This window comes from Jatrophihabitans sp. (genome assembly GCF_046262535.1).
Taxonomy (GTDB): domain Bacteria; phylum Actinomycetota; class Actinomycetes; order Mycobacteriales; family Jatrophihabitantaceae; genus Jatrophihabitans.
On the sequence record NZ_JBHEMO010000083.1, the window covers coordinates 1 to 18,321 of the forward strand.

The window sequence follows — 18,321 nt, forward strand, 5'->3', positions numbered from 1 at the left end:
GCGATTGGCGCTGCCCATAGGAAGGACGAGATTTCCGTCATCGAAAATGGAAACGGTGTCGATGTACGAGTCACCCGCAGAATGCAGCATCTGGCGCAGGGCCGAGTTAGAGACGATGCGGCCACCAAGACGGGAAACGACCACGTCAGCGCTGATGTGGCTCGACGCAAAGAGGCCCAGACCGGAGATACCTGACAGACGCGCTTCTACTTGGTCGCTCAACCAGCAGTCGGGGTCCGGGGTCACCACCATCGCGTCAGAATCCCACAGGGGTCAGCCCGCATGCACGGTCATCCGCATGTGAGTGGCCAGTGCGCGGCACGTTCGCTAGAGCGGGTGCGCGGCTGACGGAGGGCAGGTTCGGGCGCGCCACGTACCGCCACAAGGTCACGTGCTTCGATCTTTGGATGCGGGCCTCGAGCCTGCCCGCGGACGCGATTGCATGATCTTTTGTGGTCCCCCGGAAGCGAAGACCGCGCAGGCCGTCCTATAGGCGCCGAAGAGGTGGTGCCGCCACGAAAGCCAGCGTAGGTCGCGATCGGCCGCGGCAGGACCCTCGTGCGGCAGCCTAGTGGCCGTCGCGGCGATGATTGAGATCGGCGTGAAGTCAAGGACATCGGCCGCGTCCGTCCATCTAGGCCGAGTCGAATGCGACGCCCGCGCGGCACAGGACGTTGGCGTAGAACGTGGCCTCCCCGGTACGCACGGCGAAGGACGCCTGCGCGGCCAGGGCTTTGAAGCGTGCGTGTTCGAGCTGCTCTGGCGAGAGACCCTGCTCCTGGAGGAACTGCCAGGTGGCCGGGTTGACTGCGACGATGTCGCGCGACACCCAGCTGTGCTCGACCACTACTTCGCCGAGCACCGTCGCGACAACGTCGGTGAACGGTGCCTGCCCGTAGCGGTAGCCCACATCCACCAGCGGCATTTCCGCCGGTAGCGGCAGCCCGGCGTCGGTGATCACGAACGTCTGGGTGTGCCGGATGCCGGCAATTAGGCGGGCCAGCTCGGCGTGCACGATGCCGGTCCGCTTCACGGCCCCGCCGCCTCGTGGAGCAGCGCGCCAAGGCTAACCGCGTCTGGATAGGAGGCGCGAGTGCCCGCCGCACGCACCGCGTACGAGCCGGCCGCGGCGGCCCAGCGCGCGGCCTCAGCCGGGGCATACCCGCCGGCCAGCTTTGCGCACAGCACGCCGGTGAATGCGTCGCCAGCGCCGGTGGTGTCGACGACGGTGGCCGGCGGCGCTTTGATCTCGTAGGTGCTGGACGCGTCGGTCACCAGCGCGCCGCGCGCGCCCAAGGTCGTTACCACCACCTCGACACCGCGGGCGCGCACGCGCTCGTGCGCTTGGTTGATATTCCGGCCGGAGCCAGTCGGCTCATCGCTACCGGCAACGACTGCGAGCTCGAGCTCGTTGACGACGAGGACGTCACATGCCGCGAGCAGCGAATCAGGCAGCGCCGCTGCCGGAGCGGCGTTGAGGACGAAACGGCCGCCCGTCGCCGCGGCCGACGCGGCGACGACGGCCAGCGGCACCTCGAGTTGGGCTAGCACGACGTCGGCCCTGTGCAGCACCGCCAGCGCGTCCTCGTCGCCGCTCGGCCAGCCGGGCGGCCAGTCGTAGTTGGCACCCGCCACCACGACGATGGTGTTGTCGTTCTCGGCGACCGTGATCAGCGCCGTCCCGGTCGGCTCGCGAGTACTGACGGCCACAAGGGCGGTGTCCACGCCGTCCGCGTTCAGCGCCGCCACGGCCGACCGGCCGGCATCATCGTCGCCGACGCGAGCGGCCATCAGCACCCGGGCGTCCACGAGCGCGGCGGCCACCGCCTGGTTGGCGCCCTTCCCGCCAATCGACGACCGGACGGCTGAGCCGGCCACTGTCTGCCCCCGCACTGGGAATGCAGGCGCCTCCACGACCACGTCGCGGTTGATCGAGCCCACTACCGCGACGACGGGGTCACTCATCGTCGTCGCCAGGGATCGCGCCGGTAATCAGCCCGACGAGCTCGTCCCCGTCGGTCTCCGCGACCTCCCGGCGCGCGACCGCACGCCCCCGACGCAGCACCCAAGCAACGTCGGCCACGCGCATAACCTGCGCCATGTCATGGCTGACGAGCAGCACGGTCACCCCCGAGTCGCGCAACCCACCGATGAGCCTCTCCACCGCGGCGGTCTCCCGGACGCCGAGGGCGGCCGTCGGCTCGTCCATGATCACCAGGGTGCGCCCCCAGTTCGCCGCACGCGCGATGGCCACGCTCTGCCGCTGGCCGCCCGACATGCGCCGCACCGTGGCGCGCACGTTCGGCACGTTGACATCCAAGGTCTTGAGGACCTCGGCGCTTTGCTTGACCATGGCGCGCTTGTCCAGGACACGCAACGGCGGCACGCCTCGAGTGAGCTCGCGGTTGAGGAAGAGGTTCTGCCACACCTGGAGGTCCTCGATGAGGCCGAGATCCTGATAGACGGTCTCGATGCCCAGCTGTCGAGCGGCATCGGGTGACGGCACCTTGAGCGGTTCGCCGCGAAAGCGGATCGTGCCGCTGGTCGGCGGATGCACGCCGGTCAGGCAACGGACCAGGGTCGACTTGCCGGCACCGTTGTCACCGAGCAACGCAGTGACCCGGCCCTCCTCCAAATACAGATCAACGCCCTCCAGAGCGTGCACCGCGTCGAAGAACTTTGTCAGCCCTTCAAGGGCGATCAGCGCCGCGCCATCTTGGGGGGCGGGCGTGGAGCGCGGCGCCGCCGCCTCCTTCGACAGGTCAGCTTCGTTCGTCATCGTCGCCCTCCTACTTCTGGAACCGGGAGATGAACGCCGCGCCGAGCACGACGATCCCGACCGCGATCGGCTGGTAGTTCTGCGAGATGCCGACCAGCGTGAACCCGTTGATCAAGCTCTCTAACAGCAAGGCGCCCACCGCCGACCCGAGCACTGAAGCCCGGCCGCCGAACAGGCTCGAGCCACCGAGCACGACAGCGGCGATTGAACTGAGCAGCAGGTCAGTCTGCAGGCTGGGATCGGCCCCTCCGGTGCGGGCGACTAGCAGCACGCCCGCGACTCCAGCGGCCAGTCCCGAGCACAGGTAAGCGAGCAACCGCATCCGGGACACGTTCACTCCGGCGCCGCGCGCGGCATCGAGATTGCCGCCGGTAGCGAGCAGATGGGTGCCCGTCCGCGTGCGGAACAGCAAGAAGCCGGTTATCAGCGCAACGACGATCGCCACCAACCAGAACCAACGCACTGGCCCGATCCCATTGAGAGCGAGATCCTGCAGGAATCGTGAGTTGACTGGCACGGTGTTGCCTCCGGTGAGCAGCAGCGTGATCCCGCTGACTACCGAGAGAGAGCCGAGGGTGACGATGAAGTCGGTCATGTTGAGCTTGGCCACGAGGAGGCCGTTGACCAGGCCGACAGCTGCGCCGCCGACGATCGCGAGCACGATCGCAATCCCGACACCCACGCCGTGGCTTACCGCGTAGCCCAGTACTGCTGCCGACCACGGCAGATTCGACCCGACGGACAGGTCGATGCCGGCAACGCTGACCACCAGTTGCTGTCCCATCGCCAACACCATGAGGATCGACGCCGACACCAACAGGTCGGTCAGGTTGGCGATGGTCAGGAAGTTCGGCGTTGCGATGAAGAAGGCGATGAAAACGATGACGAGGCCGATGACTGACGCGTAGCGGGCCGCGGACGACACTGAAGGGCGGCGTCCCTGGCGGTCCAGATCGGGTTCGACTGCCTTCCCGGGCACCCGTCCGGTCGTCGTGCTGGTCACGTCGTTCACTTCCCGGACTTGCCGGTGATCGGGTTGTGGTACGCCTCGAACGGCTCAGGGAACGACGCGAGCGCCTTGGCCACGTTGGACTGGTCGATCAGCTTGATCGGCGCTACGACCCGCGATGGCACCGCCTTCTTCGACACCAGGTTCATGCAAGCCTGCACCGCGAGCTGACCCTCGGCATACGGATACTGCGTGATCGTCCCGCTGAGCGTGCCCGCCTGCACCGCCTTCAGGGCGGCCGTGATGCCGTCCACGGAGATGATCTTGATCTTGCCGGACTTGCCGGCGTTTTTCACGGCCTGCGCGGCGCCGAGGCCCATGGTGTCGTTGGCGGCAAAGATACCGGTAATGCTCGGGTGCGCGCGCAGCAATGCCGTGCTGACCGTCAGTGCCGTGTTCTCGTCGTAGTTCGCCGGCTGCTTAGCCACAATCGACAGCTTGCCGCTGGTAGCGGCGGCGAAACCCTTCTCGCGGTTGATGCCGTTCTGCTCACCGGCGATGCCCTGCAGGATCACGACCTGCCCAGTACCGCCGAGCAACTTCAGCATCGCCGCGCCGGCCTGCTTGCCGGCCGACGAATTATCCGAACCGATGAAGGACTTGTACGACACGCCTGCGCTCTTCGACGCGGACGGGCTGATTTGGGTGTCTAGGTCCAGAATCGGAATCTTCTTTCGGGCTACGGGCACGAGCGGCGTGATGACATTGGTGGCGTTGACCGGCACGACTCCGAAGCACGTGTAGTTCTGGCCAGCGAGGGTGGAGATCTTCGTGGTCTCGCCGGTCGAGTCCGTTTCGCTGCTGCCGGCTTGCACGGTGACCTTGACGCCCTGCTTCTTACCCTCGGCAAGTGCGCCGTCGCGCAGCGCGGCCCAGTAAGGGTTGGTGAAATCGCGGGTGACGATCGCAATCCGGACCGCCTTCGACCCGCCACCGGCCGACGAGCCGCCGCGGTTACACGCAGCGCCCGTGAGCATCACCGATAGCGCGACGACGCCCAAACCGGCTCGACGCACCGTTGTGGTTGATGAACTGATCATGACGCGTTCCTCTCTCTCACGAGCGGACGACAGTGCCCGCTCGACTGGTGGTTCGTGCCTCGCCGGAGGGCGGAACACCACAGGACATGCGGCGAACGAATCGGCACGCGGGCCGGGCACCGGACGCCTTGCGGCCAGCGATGAGGTCGAGAACCGCGGTGACCGCGGCACGTGCGAGAGTCGCGACCGGCTGGGCCACCACGGTCAGCGGCGGATCGAACACGTCGAACCATGGCGCGTCGTCGAAGCCGACCAGCGAGATGTCGTGCGGCACGCGCAGCGCCGCCGAGCGAAGTCCCTGCAGCGCGCCGACCGCCATCAGCCCATCCGCGGCGAACAAGGCGGTGGGTGGCTGACGCCGGCTTAGCAGCGACTCGACGGCGCGGGCACCGCTATCCTGGCGGAAATCGCCCTCGACGACGGCAATTGCGCGCCGGTCGATACCGCGTGCGATCAGCGCATCCCGCAGTAGGTCCCGGCGTTCGCGGCCAACCTGCGTCTGGAGAGGCGGGGCGATGATTCCAATTCGTCGGTGGCCGAGACGCACGAGCAGCTCAGCAACCTCGTCCAGTGCGGCCGTCGCGTCGCTGCGCACCACCGGGCTGGTCGCCAGATGGGTCGCTGCCCGGTTGGTACCTCTGCAATCGATCGGCCGGTCGAACAGTACCAGCCGCGCCCCTGCCTCGCCGGCGGCAAGGATGCCGGGCGTCATCGCCGCCGTCGGCACCAAAACGACCCCATCGACCTGACGCCCCGCGAGCAACGTGGCGAGGTAGTCGTCCTGCCGACCGGCGTCTTCGTCGCTATTACACAGGATGGTCGCGTAGCCCGCCCCGGCAGCGCGGCGCTGGAATTCGCCGGCGAGTTCGGCGAAAAAGGGATTGGCAACGTCGCTGACGACCAGCCCGATGGTGCGCGCCAAGTCGGTCCGCAGAGCGCGTGCCACTGAATGGGGCTGGTAGGCCAGGGCGCGAGCAGCCTCCGCGACCCGCTCACGGGTGACGGGTGAGATGCGGGGGCTGCCCGCTAGCGCAAGCGACACAGTCGCTACGGACACGCCAGCCCGCTCGGCGACGTCCCGCATACGCACGACCATGGCAAGCAGAGCTCCCAAAAAGCGGCTGCTGAATCGATTAAACCACCGTTACCCAGACCTGGTTGCCCGGTATCAAGGAACTGCCCCTTGGGGTGTTTCGCGCCGGTGCGGTGCCCACTGGACCATCCGACTTTCGGCATGAGCGGTAGTGGCGGGGCCTCGCGTCCGGGCGTCAGTAGTCAGTGGCGGTCCGGGGTCGCGCCGCGTTGCCACCAGTCGATGGGCGGGGCTGGTTCGTCAATGAGTGTGGTGATGATTCCGACGTCGACGCCTGGAGCGAAGCAGAACTTCCACAGTTCGCCCGTGGCTCGGTGATACTGATGGATCGCTCGGTCGGCATCGTGAATGTTCATCGATCCGGCCCGGTAGCTGTCCAATGTGGCGAGGAGGTGGTCGAGGAGTGCGGTCACGCAGGCCTCGTGGTAGGCCGCGACCCGGTCGCGCGCGGCTCGGCGTTGCGCCTTTCCCGTTGCCATTGGGTCACGGTAGTCGCGGGTCGTGTCACTGAAACGGACGACCCCAGCAGCCTGGTCGATGGCTGCTAGGTGCCGGAGGACATGTTGGCGGCGAGATGTAGTTGGGGTGCCGGTCGAGGTTCGTGCGGGCCCGGTCATAGCGCATCGTGGTCCTCGGGTCGGCATGGCGGACGGCGATCTGGGTGTCACGCAGGTCGACGCCGGCGTCGAGCATAACTTCGCGCAGGGACCCGTATCAGGGCCATGATCGGCGGGCGCATAGTAGGCGTTATACGCGGGAACTGGGGCCGGCGGCAGCGGCTACTTCCTGCGAAGGCGACGGAGCCCCTGCAACGTCATGGGTTGCGTCGGTCGAGAACGGCCGCGGCGGCCGCACTCACGACCTGCCGGCCGAAGTACACGTCGAGCGTCATGGATGGGTTTGTGTGGCCAAGCTGGTCGGCCACCTGCCGCGGGGTGAAACCGCATTCGTCGAGGCGGGTCGCGACCGTCTTGCGGAAGGTGTGCGACGTGACCCATGACCATTTGCCTCGGTCGCAACGCAGCTTCCGCCCGCCGGCGCCGGTTACGAACGTGCCGTCAGGCTGCGCTGAAAACCGGTACCGCGGCACTCGGAGCACTCTAAAGAGTCGAGCAGTTGGCGTAGGTCGCCGGAGACGTTGTTTGGGTCACGCAGACCGCCGCCGAATGGCGCGAGGAAGAGGAATCCACTCGTCGGCCGATGGCGCAGCATCTCGATCGCGAACCCCGGCACGGCAACGACGCGCCAGCCCGCCTCCGTCTTCGGTCGTAGTTGGGCCAGCAGTCCGCGCCTCGGCGCCCGCACGATTGTCGCGGTGACCTCCCACGTACCGGCATCTAGGTCGAGGAGCGGCTTCCCCTCCGAGTTGACGCCCCAACGAAGTGCCATTGCTTCACCGATCCGACTTCCGGTGGCGAGCATCCAGTCGACCAGGTCCGGCAGATCCAGTGAGCACGCACGTTCACTGCCCCGGAGGAGCGTTACTAGCTCATGGGTCTCGTTGGTTGTCAGCGCCCTCGGCGACCGCTTGGCCCACGAGATGCGCGCCGACGAATCGCGAACGGGATTGACACTCGCCGCACTGTCCTCAATGGCGAGCGAGAACATTTCCGGAGAGGCATGCACGCGCTGACTTGGCAGCGCCGGCGCCGCTAGTTTCGGCGATGACGCGTAGCGCCCTCGTCACCACGCCCGCCGTCACCTCGCTGATTCGCAGTTGTCCGAGCGTCGGCTTGAGCTGCTTGCGGACGACCGACGCATACGTGCGATGCGTGCCGGTCGACCATTCGTGCGCGCCATCGAGCCAAGCGTCGGCAAGCCCATCGACGCGAGTCGCGGCGGTGATGGAGCCGGCTCCGCCAGGCGCTTGCCGGGCGGCCAGCTCAGCCTTCAGGCGGCGCTCCGCAGCCGCCCGGCTGGAACCCGTCTTGCACACCAGCCGAACTCGGCCGTCGAAGTCACGGAAGGGTGCTCGCGCCTCGACGTGGCCGCTCCCAGTGGCAACCAAAAGGATCTTGCCGAACGGCCGCGGTGGACGTCCCAACGGGACTCCCGGCGTCATCGTTTGGATGACTAAACGATGGGGCGTCGGGGATTTCGGAGCTGGAGGCCCCGGATTTGCTCCCCCGACTGGACTCGAACCAGTAACCCTTCGATTAACAGTCGAATGCTCTGCCAATTGAGCTACGGGGGATCGCCGTGCGCCGCTTCAACCAGGCGGTCGAGCCAGGATATCCCACCCTCGCCGGCCTCCGCCGCAGGGTTAGGGTGGCTTCACCAGCCTTCGAAGGAGACCGTCGGTGAACCTGTCCAACCTCGTCTACGCCGGTGCCGGCTACGTCCTCGGCGCCCGGGCCGGGTACGAGCGCTACGAGCAGATCGTGCGGCTCGGGCGCCGGGTCGCCGGCAGCCAGACGGTCCAGGCCACCGCGGGCGTCTTCCAGGGCCAGTTCGACCAGCTCGCCGCACAGGCCAGGCACGCGTTGGGTGCCCGGCTCACCGGCGCCCCAGCACAGCACGAGGGCAGCGGCGTCAACGGCTACGGCCACGACTAGGACGCGCTCAGGATCTCGATTCGAGCCCGGATGGCCGACCGCAGCTCCTCGGTGTCCGGGGTGGTCCCGTCGAGGTGGGCCCACCAGCCGATGCCGTCCTGACCGGGCACCCGACGTCCGACGAAACGCACCGAGCCCCCGGACACCGCGGCGACCTCGGTCTGCACGATGTTGCCCTCCACTCGCTTACGCACAGTCGGCGGGAGGTCGCGGGGCCGGGTCAGTCGGGCGGCGACCGGCGCCCGGTCGACCAGCAGCAAATCGTCGACGACGTCGGCCTCGATGACGGTCAGCACGTCGTCGCGCCAGATCACTCGGTCGATGTGCTGCCACTGCATGCGGCGCAGCTCGCCCCCGTCGGGCCACCACAGGCCCAGCGGAGTCGCCACCACGAGATCGTCATCGGCGGTATCGGCCCACGACACAACCCGCTCGTCCTTGTCCAAGCGGGCCACGACGTCGGCCGGCGGTCGCTCGCGGCGGGTGAACAGCGGCGTCACGGCGCCCCGATCGCGCGCTCGCGCAGATTACGGCGGTAGCTCTCGAGTGCGATGAGCTCGCCGAACAAGCGTGCGTGGTCGTCGGGCTGGTCCTGCGGATTGATCCGTTGCAACTTGCTCTTCACCGCCGTGACCTGACGCGCCGTGACCATCTCGTGCATCCGGGCGAGGACCGCGTTGGCGTAACGGGCCTCGGCGTCGGCCCCCGACCGGAGCGGTTCGACAGCCAGGGCGTGGACGCCGCGGCGCACCCGCTCGTCGTCGATCTTTGCCGTGATGGCCTCGGTCCACGCCGGCCCGGTGACGCCGGCGGCCGTTCCGCCGGCGGCGGCAATGGCCGCGCAGACCTGGCGATGCGCGTCGATGAGGAAGGCCGCCGGTTGCAGGGCGTCGAACTCCGGGCCGGCGACGGCCGGGATCTGCAACGCGATCTTCAGCACTTCGCGCTCGACCGCCACCACCGCGTCGTCGACCTTGTGGGCGTCCGGCGCGGGCTTCTCGGCGGCCGCCGGGGTGTTGCGCTTGTCGTCGGACCGGGCCAGCCCGCGCACCCGGTCGAGCACGCGCTGCTCCTCGTCCGGGCTGCCGAGAAACCCGACCAGGCCGGCGAGGCGGCGGGCGTACTCGTCGCGGATGCCGCGATCCTTGATCCGCGCCACGAGCGGCACGCCGCGGTCGAGCGCTGCGCTGCGCCCCTCCGCCGTGTCCAGATCGAAGCGCCCGACGGAGGCCCGCAGCACGAACTCCACGAGCGGGATTCGCCGCGCGACGAGGTCGAGCACCGCCTTGTCGCCGGACTTCATCCGCAGGTCGCACGGGTCCATGCCGGTGGGCTCGATCGCGACGAAAGTCTGGGACATGAACTTCTGGTCGTCGTTGAAGGCCCGCTCGGCCGCCTTCATGCCGGCCGAGTCACCGTCGAAGGTGAAGATCACCTCGCCGCTGAACGCGTCGGAGTCCATGAGCAGCCGGCGGACGACCGACACGTGCTCCGATCCGAACGCCGTACCGCAGGTGGCGACGGCCGTCGTGACCCCGGCCAGATGGCAGGCCATGACGTCGGTGTAGCCCTCGACGATCACCGCGCGGTGCTGTCGGGCGATGTCGCGCTTGGCCATGTCGACGCCGTAGAGCAGCTGGCTCTTCTTGTAGATCGGCGAGTCGGGTGTGTTCAGGTACTTCGCCTCGAGCCGGTCGTCGTCGAACAGGCGCCGGGCGCCGAAGCCGACGACGTCGCCGCCGACGTCTCGGATCGGCCACAGCAGGCGGCGGTGGAACCGGTCGATCAGTCCCCCGCGGCCACCCTCGCGGGACAGCCCGCCCGAGGTCAGTTCGGCGCCGCTGAAGCCCTTGCTGAGCAGGTGCCGGGTGAGCGCGTCCCAGGTCGACGGCGCGTATCCGCAGCCGTAGCGGGCGGCGACGACCATGTCGAAACCACGGCCGCGCAGGAACTCGCGCGCGGGTTCCGCCTCGGGCGTGCTCAGCTGCTCGGCGTAGAACGCGGCGGCCTCACGGTGCGCGTCGAGCAGGCGCTGCCGCTGACCGCGGTTCTGCGTACTGACCGGGCCGCCCTCGACGTAGCGCAGCTGGATGCCGGCGCGGGAGGCCAGCCGCTCGACCGCGTCACTGAAGTCGAGCCGCTCGATGTCCTGGACGAACTTGATCACGTCGCCGCCGGCCTGGCACCCGAAACAGTGGAAAAGCCCGCGGGCGGGGGTCACATTGAACGATGCGGACTTCTCGTCGTGGAACGGGCACAGGCCCTTGAGGTTGCCGCCGCCGGCGTTGCGGAGCTGGACGTGCTCGCCGATGACTTCGTCGATCGGCGATTTCTCGCGGACGAGGGCGATGTCCTCGTCACGGATCCGCCCGGCCACGCCCCGAGTCTAGGTCGCGCGCCGGACAGGCGCGGGCGGGCCCGGACCCGCTGTGGACCGACGCTGCTATCAGCCGAAGTGGACGTACATCGAGCCGCCGTGCTTGCTCGCCGCCGCGAGAAGGATGGCGAACACCACCACGTCGATGATGCCGAGGACCATTCCGGCGATGGCCATCCCGCGGTGACCCGCGCCGGCCTTCGCCCGCGACAGTCCGACGCCGCCGAAGATGATCGCCAACGGGCCCAGGATGATCGCGAAGACGAGCAGCCCGACGATGCCGCACACGAGCGAGGCGATCGCCAGCCCGTTCGATCGGGTTCCCGCGCGGGGCGCTGCCTCTGGAGCGTTCGGGTACGCCATCTCTCCTCCTGCCGGTGACCAGCCATCGATCGACGTTCGATCCCTGTGGGAGTGCTGTACCCGCCGCCCGCACCCGACAATCTGAGGAGCGACGGTCAGCCGGCGATCGCCTGGGTGATCGGGCAGGTGCGTTCCGGGCAGGCGCGCAGGTCACAGAGCCGGCAGATTCGCTCCGCCTCTGCATGGTCCGGCGCCCGGCGCGCGTAGATCCGGCCGATGACGTCGACGAGGGACTGCCGGTCCTCCGGTTCGAGTCCGGTCAGGAACCGGCCGGGGGCCGCCAGCCGGGCGGTCGCGATCTCAGTCGCGCGGGCCTCACCCGCGCAGCTCAGCCGCAGCTCGACCCGCCGGCGGTCGCCGCCGTGCCGAGCGCGCGTCACGAGTCCGTCGGTCTCAAGCTGGTTGATCAGCCGCACCGTGGCCGGTTGGCTCAGGCCCAGCACCGAACGGAGGCGCTCGACGCCGATGCCGGGCTCCTGCGACAGGTACACGATCGCCGCGGCGAGCCCGCCACTCTGGCCCGCGGCGCCGGCCACCGCCGCCGTCACCGACTCCGCCAGGTCGAGCGCGAATGTCGCAACAATGTTGTTGACACGGCGGGTCATCGGAGAAAGATACCTCACTGATGTAGCTATGAGGTGATGACGTGCCGACGGCAGCGGCGAACCGACTATGGGCGCCTGATGACCTGCTTGCGGCGCACGATGCCTGGCTGGCGGGCTGGGGCGACCTGGCCTTTGCCGCCTTCCGGCGACCGGTGCCGCCCATCGTGCAGCTCGGCGTGCTGGCCCACGCGGACTGGCGGCGGCTCGACGACCTGCGCTCGGCGGGCCGACTGAGCCGGGCGTCGCGCACGTGGGGGTCGGCCGCGCTACAGGTGGTCGACGCCGTCCTGCGCGCTGCCGGCTCCCCGCACCATCTCGTCCGGTTGCAGGAGGATGACCTGCGGCCACTCGAACGCCGGCTGCTGAACCGCGGCCAGATGGATCTCGGCGCGGCGGACCTCGAGGATCTCGTCGGACGAGCGCTCGGTCTGCCGGCTGCCGGCTGAGCCGGGTCGGCTCAGTCGGGACGGACGAGCCGGGCGTGGCGCACGACCGCGGAGCTGTCGGTTAGCTGGGCGACCTGGTCGACGACCACCCGCAACCGGCCGGCGTCGGTGTCCGCGGCGGCCCAGGCCGGGCGCAGGCCGCGGTCGAGGGTCTCCGGCGCGCCGTCCAGGACCGCCTCCACGAGCTGCGCGAGCAACCGGCGCTGCGCCAGTTGGCGTTCCGGCGTCCCCGGCCGGCGCATCACGTAGTGCATGGCCACCGCCTTGAGCAGCGCGCACTCTGCCACCAGCTGTTCCGGGACGACGAGATCGGCGGCGTACCGCGACAACGGCCCGTCGCCATAGGCGGACCGGGTCGCGGCTACCGCCGCCCCGGCGAGGCGCCCGGTGAGCTCGCTGGTCGCCCGCTTCGCCGCCGCTTGGGCGCGATACGTTCCGTCGTAGTCGGCGAGGTCGCGCAGCGTCGGCAGCGCCAAGAGCTCCTCGAGCACCGGGGCCAGCTCGCCGGCCGGCAGCGGTGAATAGAGCTCGGACGCCACGTGGCAGAGCACCTCGCGCTCGGCGTCGCCCACCTCTGAAAGCCGGATCAGCCCGCCATGCACGCCGTCCTCGACATCGTGGACGGAGTAGGCCACGTCGTCGGCCCAATCCATGATCTGCGCCTCGAGACTGGGCCGCTCGCCGTCGGCGCCAGCGCGCAGCCACTCGAACGCCTCGCGGTCGGCGGCGTAGCAGCCGAACTTCGGCGTGTCCGAGCGCCTGGCCCACGGGTACTTGCAGGTCGCGTCGAGGACGGCGCGGGTGAGGTTCAGGCCGGCCGGCTCGCCGGTCGGGCGCAGCGTCTTCGCCTCCAGCCGGGTCAGGACCCGCAGGGTCTGCGCGTTGCCCTCGAATCCCCCCGCCGCGGCGGCGACCTCGTCCAGGGCCGTCTCGCCGTTGTGGCCGAACGGCGGATGGCCGATGTCGTGGGCCAGGCCGGCGGTGTCGACCAGATCGGGATCGCTGCCCAGCGCGGCGGCGATCTCGCGGCCAATCTGGGCCACCTCCAGTGAGTGGGTCAGGCGGGTGCGCGGGAAATCGTCCTCACCTGGAACGACCACCTGGGTCTTGTCGGCCAGCCGCCGGAACGCGTACGAGTGCAACACGCGGGCCCGGTCGCGGGCGAAGTCGCCACGCTGCGCGGCGCCGACCTGGGCGCCCGCGCGCTTGGGCGGCTCGGCCACCCATCGTTCGCGGTCGTGCGCGTCGTACCCCACGGCGGCACCCTAGTGCGCCATCGTCAGAGCTGGTCGTCGAGCCAGTCGGCGAACCGCAGCAGGGTGTCCACCCACACGCCGACCGCGTATTTCAACTGGGCGCGCGACGCGCCGGCCTCGAAGTCGTAGCACTGCTCGGCGCAGATTCCCACCCTGCCGTCGTCGGGAAGAATCGTGAACGCCTTGGGAAACAACTTGGTGCGATTCCACTCGTCCAACAGCAGGGTGAGCGTGGCCCGGTTCTCGACGTCGAAGCGCCGGTTGACGTACATGCGCGCCTGCAGCACCTCGCGGCGGTCGCCGTAGAAGAAGAAGTAGATGCTGCACTTCTCCCACCGCACGACCAGGTCGCCGTCGTCGTCGATGTTGTGCTTGAGCCCGAACTCGTCGAGCAGCTGCTGAATCAGCGCGACTGTGGGTACCACGAGGGTGCCGCCACCGGGCTCGGCCCGGCGAGAACTCAGGGACTGTTCGAATTCAGAACGCGGCCGGCGGCGGAACACTCTTCGACGTTACCTGTTGAACCGAAGACGTGTTCTCACCGATCGAGGACGGGTGGACGAATGCGAGTGGCACTGCTGGGGACCGGCACGATGGGCACGGGAATGGCGCGGTCGATGCGCCGCGCGGGCCTCGACGTGACCGCCTGGAACCGCACCAGGAGCAAGGCCGAGCCGCTAGCCGACGACGGCATCGCGGTCGCGGACTCCGTGGTCGAGGCCGTCCACGACGCCGACGTGGTGCTCACGATTCTGTTCGACGCGGACGCCGTCCTCGGCGTCACCGACGAGGTCAGCACGTCGCTGCGACCGGAGGCGGTTTGGCTGCAGTCGGCGACCGTCGGCATCGAGGGCATTCAGCGGATCGCCGAACGGGCCGGCGACATGGCGCTGCTAGACGCCCCCGTCCTGGGGACGAAGCAGCCGGCCGCCGAAGGCAAGCTCGTCCCGCTCGTGTCGGGCGACGCCGCCCACATCGACCGCGTGCGCCCGGTACTCGACGCCATCGGCAGCAAGACCGTTGTCGCGGGGTCGCGCATCGGCGACGCCACCGCGTTGAAGCTCGCCGCCAACGCCTGGGTGTTGTCGATCACTGCCGCGACAGCGCAGTCGTTGGCGCTGGCCGACCGGCTGGGCATCAAGCCCGGGCTCTTCCTGGAGGCCATCGACGGCGGTCCGTCCAATGCGACCTACGCCCAAGTGAAGGGGACCGCGATGCTGGAGCGCGATTTCGCGCCGGCGTTCGGGCTGGACGGTGGCCGCAAGGACCTGCAGCTCATCGCCGACGCGGCCGGCAAGGTTTCCGTCCCGACCGCGCTGGTGGACGGAGTGCGCGCACTGTTCGACGCGGCCGCCGAGGCCGGCCACGGCCAGGACGACATCGCCGCGGTCTATGCGGCGTTGCGCGACTAGTCCTCGGTCACCGACCGCCCGGCCTCCAAGCGGGCCACCGGCACCCGGAACGGCGAGCACGACACGTAGTCGAGCCCAGCTCGCTCGAAGAAGTGCACCGAGTCGGGGTCACCGCCGTGCTCGCCGCAGACGCCGAGCTTGATGCCGGGTCGCATCGACCGGCCCCGCTCGACCGCGATGCGGATAAGCTCGCCGACCCCTTCGACGTCGATCGACTCGAACGGGCTGACGCCGAAGATGCCCTTCTCCAGATAGGCAGAGAAGAACGCCGCCTCGACGTCGTCGCGCGAGAACCCCCAGGTGGTCTGGGTGAGGTCGTTGGTGCCGAAGGAGAAGAACTCGGCCGACTCGGCGATCTGGTCAGCGGTGAGCGCGGCGCGGGGCAGCTCGATCATCGTCCCGACCAGGAACTCGAGATGGACGCCAGACTCCGCCCGCACCTCGCGCGCGACGTCGATGATCGCGTGCTTGACGGTCTCGAACTCCTGGACGTTGGCGACGAGCGGGACCATGATCTCGACGCGAGGCACGCCGCCGGCCTTGATCCGCTCGGCGGCCGCTTCCAGGATCGCCCGCGACTGCATCTCGAAGAGGCCGGGGATCACGACGCCGAGGCGCACGCCGCGCAGGCCGAGCATCGGGTTCTGCTCGTGCAGCCGGTGCACCGCCTGCAGCATCCGCAGATCGCCCTCGCGCTTCTCACCGCGCGCCTCCGCGACCGCCACCCGCACCGACAGCTCGGTGATGTCGGGCAGGAACTCGTGCAGCGGTGGGTCCAGGAGGCGGATCGTCACCGGCAGCCCGTCCATCGCTTCGAGGATGCCGACGAAGTCCTCCCGCTGCAGCGGCAACAGCTCGGTCAGCTGGCGGTCGCGCTGCTCGTCGGTGTCGGCCAGGATCAGCTGCTCGACGAGATGCCGGCGCTCGCCCAGGAACATGTGCTCCGTGCGGCACAGGCCGATACCCTGCGCTCCGAAGCGGCGGGCCCGCGCCGCGTCCTCCGCGGTGTCCGCGTTGGCCCGGACGGACATGCGTCGCGCGCCGTCGGCGTGACTCATGATCCGCTCGACCGCGACGACAAGGTCGTTCGTTTCATCGATCTTGCCGTCCTCGAAGTACTGGACGACCGGCGAATCCACCACCGGCACCTCGCCGGCGAACACCTCACCCGATGTGCCGTCGATCGAGATGACGTCGCCCTCGTGGATCTCGATCGTCTTCCCGCCGCTGAGGCTCGCTCGCAACACCCGCTTCTTCGTGTCCACGTCGAGCGTCTCGGCGCCGCAGACGCAGGTCTTGCCCATGCCGCGCGCCACGACTGCGGCGTGCGACGTCTTGCCGCCGCGTGAGGTGAGGATCCCGGCGGCGGCGATCATGCCGTTGAGGTCGTCGGGGTTCGTCTCACGGCGGACGAGGATCACGTCCTCACCCGAGCGTGACCACTTCACCGCCGTGTAGGAATCGAACACGACCTTGCCGACCGCGGCCCCGGGCGAGGCGTTCATGCCCTTCGCGATCTTCTTGCGCCCCGCGGCCTTCTCGTCGAAGCGCGGGAACATCAGTTGGGCGAGCTGGGCCCCGGACACCCGCGACACCGCCTCGTCCATGTCGATCAGGCCCTGGTCGACCAGCTGGGTCGCGATCCGGAACGCGGCGGCCGCCGTGCGCTTGCCGACGCGCGTCTGCAGCATCCACAACTTGCCGCGCTCGATCGTGAACTCGATGTCGCACAGGTCGCGGTAGTGCTCCTCGAGCTGCTGCATGATGCCGAGCAGTTCGTCATAGGACTTCTTGTCCAGCTGCTCGAGATCGGCCAGCGGGACGGTGTTGCGGATGCCGGCCACGACGTCCTCGCCCTGCGCGTTCTGGAGGTAGTCGCCGTAAATGCCCTGCGCGCCGCTCGCCGGGTCACGGGTGAACGCGACCCCGGTGCCGGAGTCCATGTCGAGGTTGCCGAACACCATCGCGACGATGTTGACGGCGGTGCCGAGGTCGGCCGGAATGCGCTCCTGGCGGCGGTAGATGACGGCCCGGTCGGTGTTCCACGACTCGAAGACGGCGCGGACGGCCATGTCCATCTGTTCGCGCGGCTCCTGCGGGAACGGCCGGCCCGCGTGCTCGACGACAACGTCCTTGAACGTCTCCACGAGCCGGCGCAGATCCTCGGCGTCGAGGTCGAGGTCGCTCTCGGTGCCCTTGCCCTTCTTGACCGCATCGAGGGCGCCCTCGAAATGCTCGCCGTCGATGCCGAGCACGGTCTTGCCGAACATCTGGATGAGCCGGCGGTAGGAATCGAAGGCGAACCGCTCGTTGCCGGCTTGCTTGGCCAGCCCGCGGACCGACTGGTCGTTGAGCCCGATGTTGAGGACGGTCTCCATCATCCCGGGCATGGAGAACTTGGCTCCGGAGCGGACGGAGACCAGCAGCGGGTCGTCGGACTGGCCGAGGTTCTTGCCCATCGCCTTCTCGAGCGCGAGAAGGTGCTCGCTGACCTCGTCGGCCAGCCCGTCCGGCTCCCGTCCGCTCTTCAGGAAGGCCCGGCAGGCCTCGGTCGTGATGGTGAATCCGGGGGGGACGGGCAACCCCAGGTTCGTCATCTCGGCCAGGTTCGCGCCCTTCCCCCCGAGCAGGTCCTTCATTTCCTTCTTGCCCTCGGCGAAGTCGTAGACGTATTTGTTGCTGCCCGCCATGTTGTCTCTCCGGTCCGTCACTCGCTCAGCTTGGTGAAGCGTAAGCCGCGCGACGTGCGCCGGGCGCCGCGGGGAGATTCGCCCCGAAAACGGGCATCATCTAGAGGCGTTCAGTTGACACTTGTGCACTGAAATGTTTTGGTCAGAGGACAGATCGCAAAAAGGAGGGTCATGGTCGAGACCGGTGCCAAGCCGACGGTGGGCTTCGCGCGGCGTCAGGTGTCCCGTATCGGGCGCGCGCTGACGTCGCCGCTGCTGCCCGACGACTACTTCGCCCTGATCAAGCCGCGCTGGTCGACCCGCGAGCTGACCGGCGAGGTCATCCGCGTCCGCAAGGAGCGCGGCAACGCCGCCACCATCGTGGTCAAGCCGAACTTCCCGTGGCCGGCTCACAAGCCCGGTCAGTACCTGCGGATCGGGATGGAGATCAACGGCATCAGGCACTGGCGGGCCTACTCGATCACGTCCGACCCGAACCATCCCGAAGGCATCGTCAGCATCACGGTCAAGCACGCCGAGGGCGGCAAGATGTCGCCGGTCTTCGTCAACCAGGTGCGCCCCGGGCAGGAGGTCTTCCTCGGCGAGATCGAGGGCGAGTTCACCCTGCCCGACCCGTTGCCCGAGCGTTCGCTCTGGATCTCGGCCGGCAGCGGCATCACCCCGATCATGAGCATGCTGCGCGAGCTCGACCGCCGC

The 18,321-nt window shown here is 68.7% G+C and carries 22 protein-coding genes, 1 tRNA gene and 1 pseudogene; 4 read left to right on the forward strand and 20 right to left on the reverse strand.

Annotated elements, in window-relative coordinates:
- From ABR571_RS11965 to ABR571_RS12025, 13 genes and pseudogenes are all read right to left on the reverse strand, one after another.
- On the reverse strand, positions 1 to 252 hold a 252-nt coding region (locus tag ABR571_RS11965), incomplete at its 3' end, for a hypothetical protein (RefSeq protein ID WP_409453433.1).
- A 382-nt stretch (positions 253 to 634) separates the two neighbouring features.
- Entirely contained in the window at positions 635 to 1,033 is a 399-nt protein-coding gene (gene rbsD, locus ABR571_RS11970; RefSeq protein ID WP_409453434.1) for a D-ribose pyranase, read from the reverse strand.
- Positions 1,030 to 1,965 carry a ribokinase gene (locus tag ABR571_RS11975; RefSeq protein WP_409453435.1) on the reverse strand — a complete coding sequence of 312 codons (936 nt, stop codon included), beginning with the start codon at positions 1,963 to 1,965 and terminating at the stop codon, positions 1,030 to 1,032. Before ABR571_RS11975 ends, rbsD begins: the two co-directional genes overlap by 4 nt.
- On the reverse strand, positions 1,958 to 2,779 hold the full coding sequence (locus ABR571_RS11980; protein WP_409453436.1) for an ATP-binding cassette domain-containing protein: 822 nt from the start codon (positions 2,777 to 2,779) through the stop codon (positions 1,958 to 1,960). The genes ABR571_RS11975 and ABR571_RS11980 overlap by 8 nt, the downstream gene beginning before the upstream one ends.
- A gap of 10 nt (positions 2,780 to 2,789) precedes the next feature.
- Positions 2,790 to 3,782 (reverse strand): ABC transporter permease, encoded by a 993-nt coding sequence (locus tag ABR571_RS11985; protein ID WP_409453437.1) that lies wholly within the window; start codon positions 3,780 to 3,782, stop codon positions 2,790 to 2,792.
- 5 nt (positions 3,783 to 3,787) lie between these two features.
- Positions 3,788 to 4,828 (reverse strand): substrate-binding domain-containing protein, encoded by a 1,041-nt coding sequence (locus ABR571_RS11990; RefSeq protein WP_409453438.1) that lies wholly within the window; start codon positions 4,826 to 4,828, stop codon positions 3,788 to 3,790.
- Positions 4,829 to 4,844: 16 nt separating this feature from the next.
- On the reverse strand, positions 4,845 to 5,750 hold the full coding sequence (locus ABR571_RS11995; RefSeq protein ID WP_409453452.1) for a substrate-binding domain-containing protein: 906 nt from the start codon (positions 5,748 to 5,750) through the stop codon (positions 4,845 to 4,847).
- A gap of 42 nt (positions 5,751 to 5,792) precedes the next feature.
- A pseudogene (locus ABR571_RS12000) lies at positions 5,793 to 5,924 on the reverse strand (LacI family DNA-binding transcriptional regulator); the annotation flags it as partial.
- Between the two features lie 179 nt (positions 5,925 to 6,103).
- Positions 6,104 to 6,400 carry a hypothetical protein gene (locus tag ABR571_RS12005; protein WP_409453439.1) on the reverse strand — a complete coding sequence of 99 codons (297 nt, stop codon included), beginning with the start codon at positions 6,398 to 6,400 and terminating at the stop codon, positions 6,104 to 6,106.
- 335 nt (positions 6,401 to 6,735) lie between these two features.
- Positions 6,736 to 7,020: a tyrosine-type recombinase/integrase gene (locus ABR571_RS12010; protein ID WP_409453440.1), complete on the reverse strand. Its 285-nt coding sequence runs from the start codon at positions 7,018 to 7,020 to the stop codon at positions 6,736 to 6,738.
- A complete protein-coding gene (locus ABR571_RS12015) occupies positions 6,966 to 7,529 on the reverse strand; it encodes a hypothetical protein (protein ID WP_409453454.1) in 564 nt (187 codons plus the stop codon). The genes ABR571_RS12010 and ABR571_RS12015 overlap by 55 nt, the downstream gene beginning before the upstream one ends.
- Entirely contained in the window at positions 7,510 to 7,983 is a 474-nt protein-coding gene (locus ABR571_RS12020; protein ID WP_409453441.1) for a phage integrase central domain-containing protein, read from the reverse strand. The genes ABR571_RS12015 and ABR571_RS12020 overlap by 20 nt, the downstream gene beginning before the upstream one ends.
- 59 nt (positions 7,984 to 8,042) lie before the next feature.
- Positions 8,043 to 8,115 (reverse strand) — tRNA-Asn (locus ABR571_RS12025).
- 106 nt (positions 8,116 to 8,221) lie between these two features.
- On the opposite strand from ABR571_RS12025, the gene ABR571_RS12030 reads away from it, so the two are divergent.
- Entirely contained in the window at positions 8,222 to 8,476 is a 255-nt protein-coding gene (locus ABR571_RS12030) for a hypothetical protein (RefSeq protein ID WP_409453442.1), read from the forward strand.
- On the opposite strand, the gene ABR571_RS12035 is transcribed toward ABR571_RS12030, so the two are convergent.
- The 4 genes from ABR571_RS12035 to ABR571_RS12050 all read right to left on the reverse strand — a co-directional run bounded on the left by ABR571_RS12035 (position 8,473) and on the right by ABR571_RS12050 (position 11,821).
- Positions 8,473 to 8,976: a hypothetical protein gene (locus ABR571_RS12035; RefSeq protein WP_409453443.1), complete on the reverse strand. Its 504-nt coding sequence runs from the start codon at positions 8,974 to 8,976 to the stop codon at positions 8,473 to 8,475. The two genes, ABR571_RS12030 and ABR571_RS12035, sit on opposite strands and share 4 nt — an antisense overlap.
- Positions 8,973 to 10,853, reverse strand: a complete 1,881-nt coding sequence (gene dnaG / locus ABR571_RS12040; RefSeq protein ID WP_409453444.1) for a DNA primase — start codon at positions 10,851 to 10,853, stop codon at positions 8,973 to 8,975. Before dnaG ends, ABR571_RS12035 begins: the two co-directional genes overlap by 4 nt.
- 69 nt (positions 10,854 to 10,922) lie before the next feature.
- The gene (locus ABR571_RS12045; protein ID WP_409453445.1) at positions 10,923 to 11,216 is read right to left on the reverse strand and encodes a DUF4190 domain-containing protein; all 294 of its coding nucleotides are present in this window, start codon (positions 11,214 to 11,216) and stop codon (positions 10,923 to 10,925) included.
- 95 nt (positions 11,217 to 11,311) lie between these two features.
- Complete coding sequence (locus tag ABR571_RS12050; RefSeq protein ID WP_409453446.1) at positions 11,312 to 11,821, reverse strand: MarR family winged helix-turn-helix transcriptional regulator; 510 nt, start codon at positions 11,819 to 11,821, stop codon at positions 11,312 to 11,314.
- A gap of 41 nt (positions 11,822 to 11,862) precedes the next feature.
- Here ABR571_RS12050 and ABR571_RS12055 point away from each other — a divergent pair, with 41 nt between their 5' ends.
- Positions 11,863 to 12,267 carry a hypothetical protein gene (locus tag ABR571_RS12055; RefSeq protein WP_409453447.1) on the forward strand — a complete coding sequence of 135 codons (405 nt, stop codon included), beginning with the start codon at positions 11,863 to 11,865 and terminating at the stop codon, positions 12,265 to 12,267.
- A gap of 11 nt (positions 12,268 to 12,278) precedes the next feature.
- Here the strand turns inward: ABR571_RS12055 and ABR571_RS12060 are convergent, their stop codons facing one another.
- Together ABR571_RS12060 and ABR571_RS12065 are read right to left on the reverse strand one after the other, a co-directional pair.
- On the reverse strand, positions 12,279 to 13,523 hold the full coding sequence (locus tag ABR571_RS12060; protein WP_409453448.1) for a deoxyguanosinetriphosphate triphosphohydrolase: 1,245 nt from the start codon (positions 13,521 to 13,523) through the stop codon (positions 12,279 to 12,281).
- Between the two features lie 23 nt (positions 13,524 to 13,546).
- Complete coding sequence (locus ABR571_RS12065) at positions 13,547 to 13,948, reverse strand: YbjN domain-containing protein (protein ID WP_409453449.1); 402 nt, start codon at positions 13,946 to 13,948, stop codon at positions 13,547 to 13,549.
- Between the two features lie 138 nt (positions 13,949 to 14,086).
- Between ABR571_RS12065 and ABR571_RS12070 the strand changes: the two genes are divergently transcribed.
- Positions 14,087 to 14,935 carry an NAD(P)-dependent oxidoreductase gene (locus tag ABR571_RS12070; RefSeq protein ID WP_409453450.1) on the forward strand — a complete coding sequence of 283 codons (849 nt, stop codon included), beginning with the start codon at positions 14,087 to 14,089 and terminating at the stop codon, positions 14,933 to 14,935.
- On the opposite strand, the gene ppdK is transcribed toward ABR571_RS12070, so the two are convergent.
- A complete protein-coding gene (gene ppdK, locus ABR571_RS12075) occupies positions 14,932 to 17,625 on the reverse strand; it encodes a pyruvate, phosphate dikinase (RefSeq protein ID WP_409453453.1) in 2,694 nt (897 codons plus the stop codon). The genes ABR571_RS12070 and ppdK overlap by 4 nt on opposite strands.
- 171 nt (positions 17,626 to 17,796) lie before the next feature.
- Here ppdK and ABR571_RS12080 point away from each other — a divergent pair.
- On the forward strand, positions 17,797 to 18,321 hold a 525-nt coding region (locus tag ABR571_RS12080; protein ID WP_409453451.1), incomplete at its 3' end, for an FAD-binding oxidoreductase.

Excerpts from the sequence above, each read along its gene's own strand:
- ABR571_RS11975 (WP_409453435.1), bottom strand. The coding sequence starts at position 1,965 with ATGAGTGACCCCGTCGTCGCGGTAGTGGGCTCGATCAACCGCGACGTG.
- ABR571_RS11980 (WP_409453436.1), bottom strand. The coding sequence starts at position 2,779 with ATGACGAACGAAGCTGACCTGTCGAAGGAGGCGGCGGCGCCGCGCTCC.
- ABR571_RS11990 (WP_409453438.1), bottom strand. The coding sequence starts at position 4,828 with ATGATCAGTTCATCAACCACAACGGTGCGTCGAGCCGGTTTGGGCGTC.
- ABR571_RS12005 (WP_409453439.1), bottom strand. The coding sequence starts at position 6,400 with ATGGCAACGGGAAAGGCGCAACGCCGAGCCGCGCGCGACCGGGTCGCG.
- ABR571_RS12015 (WP_409453454.1), bottom strand. The coding sequence starts at position 7,529 with ATGTTCTCGCTCGCCATTGAGGACAGTGCGGCGAGTGTCAATCCCGTT.
- ABR571_RS12020 (WP_409453441.1), bottom strand. The coding sequence starts at position 7,983 with ATGACGCCGGGAGTCCCGTTGGGACGTCCACCGCGGCCGTTCGGCAAG.
- ABR571_RS12045 (WP_409453445.1), bottom strand. The coding sequence starts at position 11,216 with ATGGCGTACCCGAACGCTCCAGAGGCAGCGCCCCGCGCGGGAACCCGA.
- ABR571_RS12050 (WP_409453446.1), bottom strand. The coding sequence starts at position 11,821 with ATGACCCGCCGTGTCAACAACATTGTTGCGACATTCGCGCTCGACCTG.
- ABR571_RS12070 (WP_409453450.1), top strand. The coding sequence starts at position 14,087 with ATGCGAGTGGCACTGCTGGGGACCGGCACGATGGGCACGGGAATGGCG.
- ppdK (WP_409453453.1), bottom strand. The coding sequence starts at position 17,625 with ATGGCGGGCAGCAACAAATACGTCTACGACTTCGCCGAGGGCAAGAAG.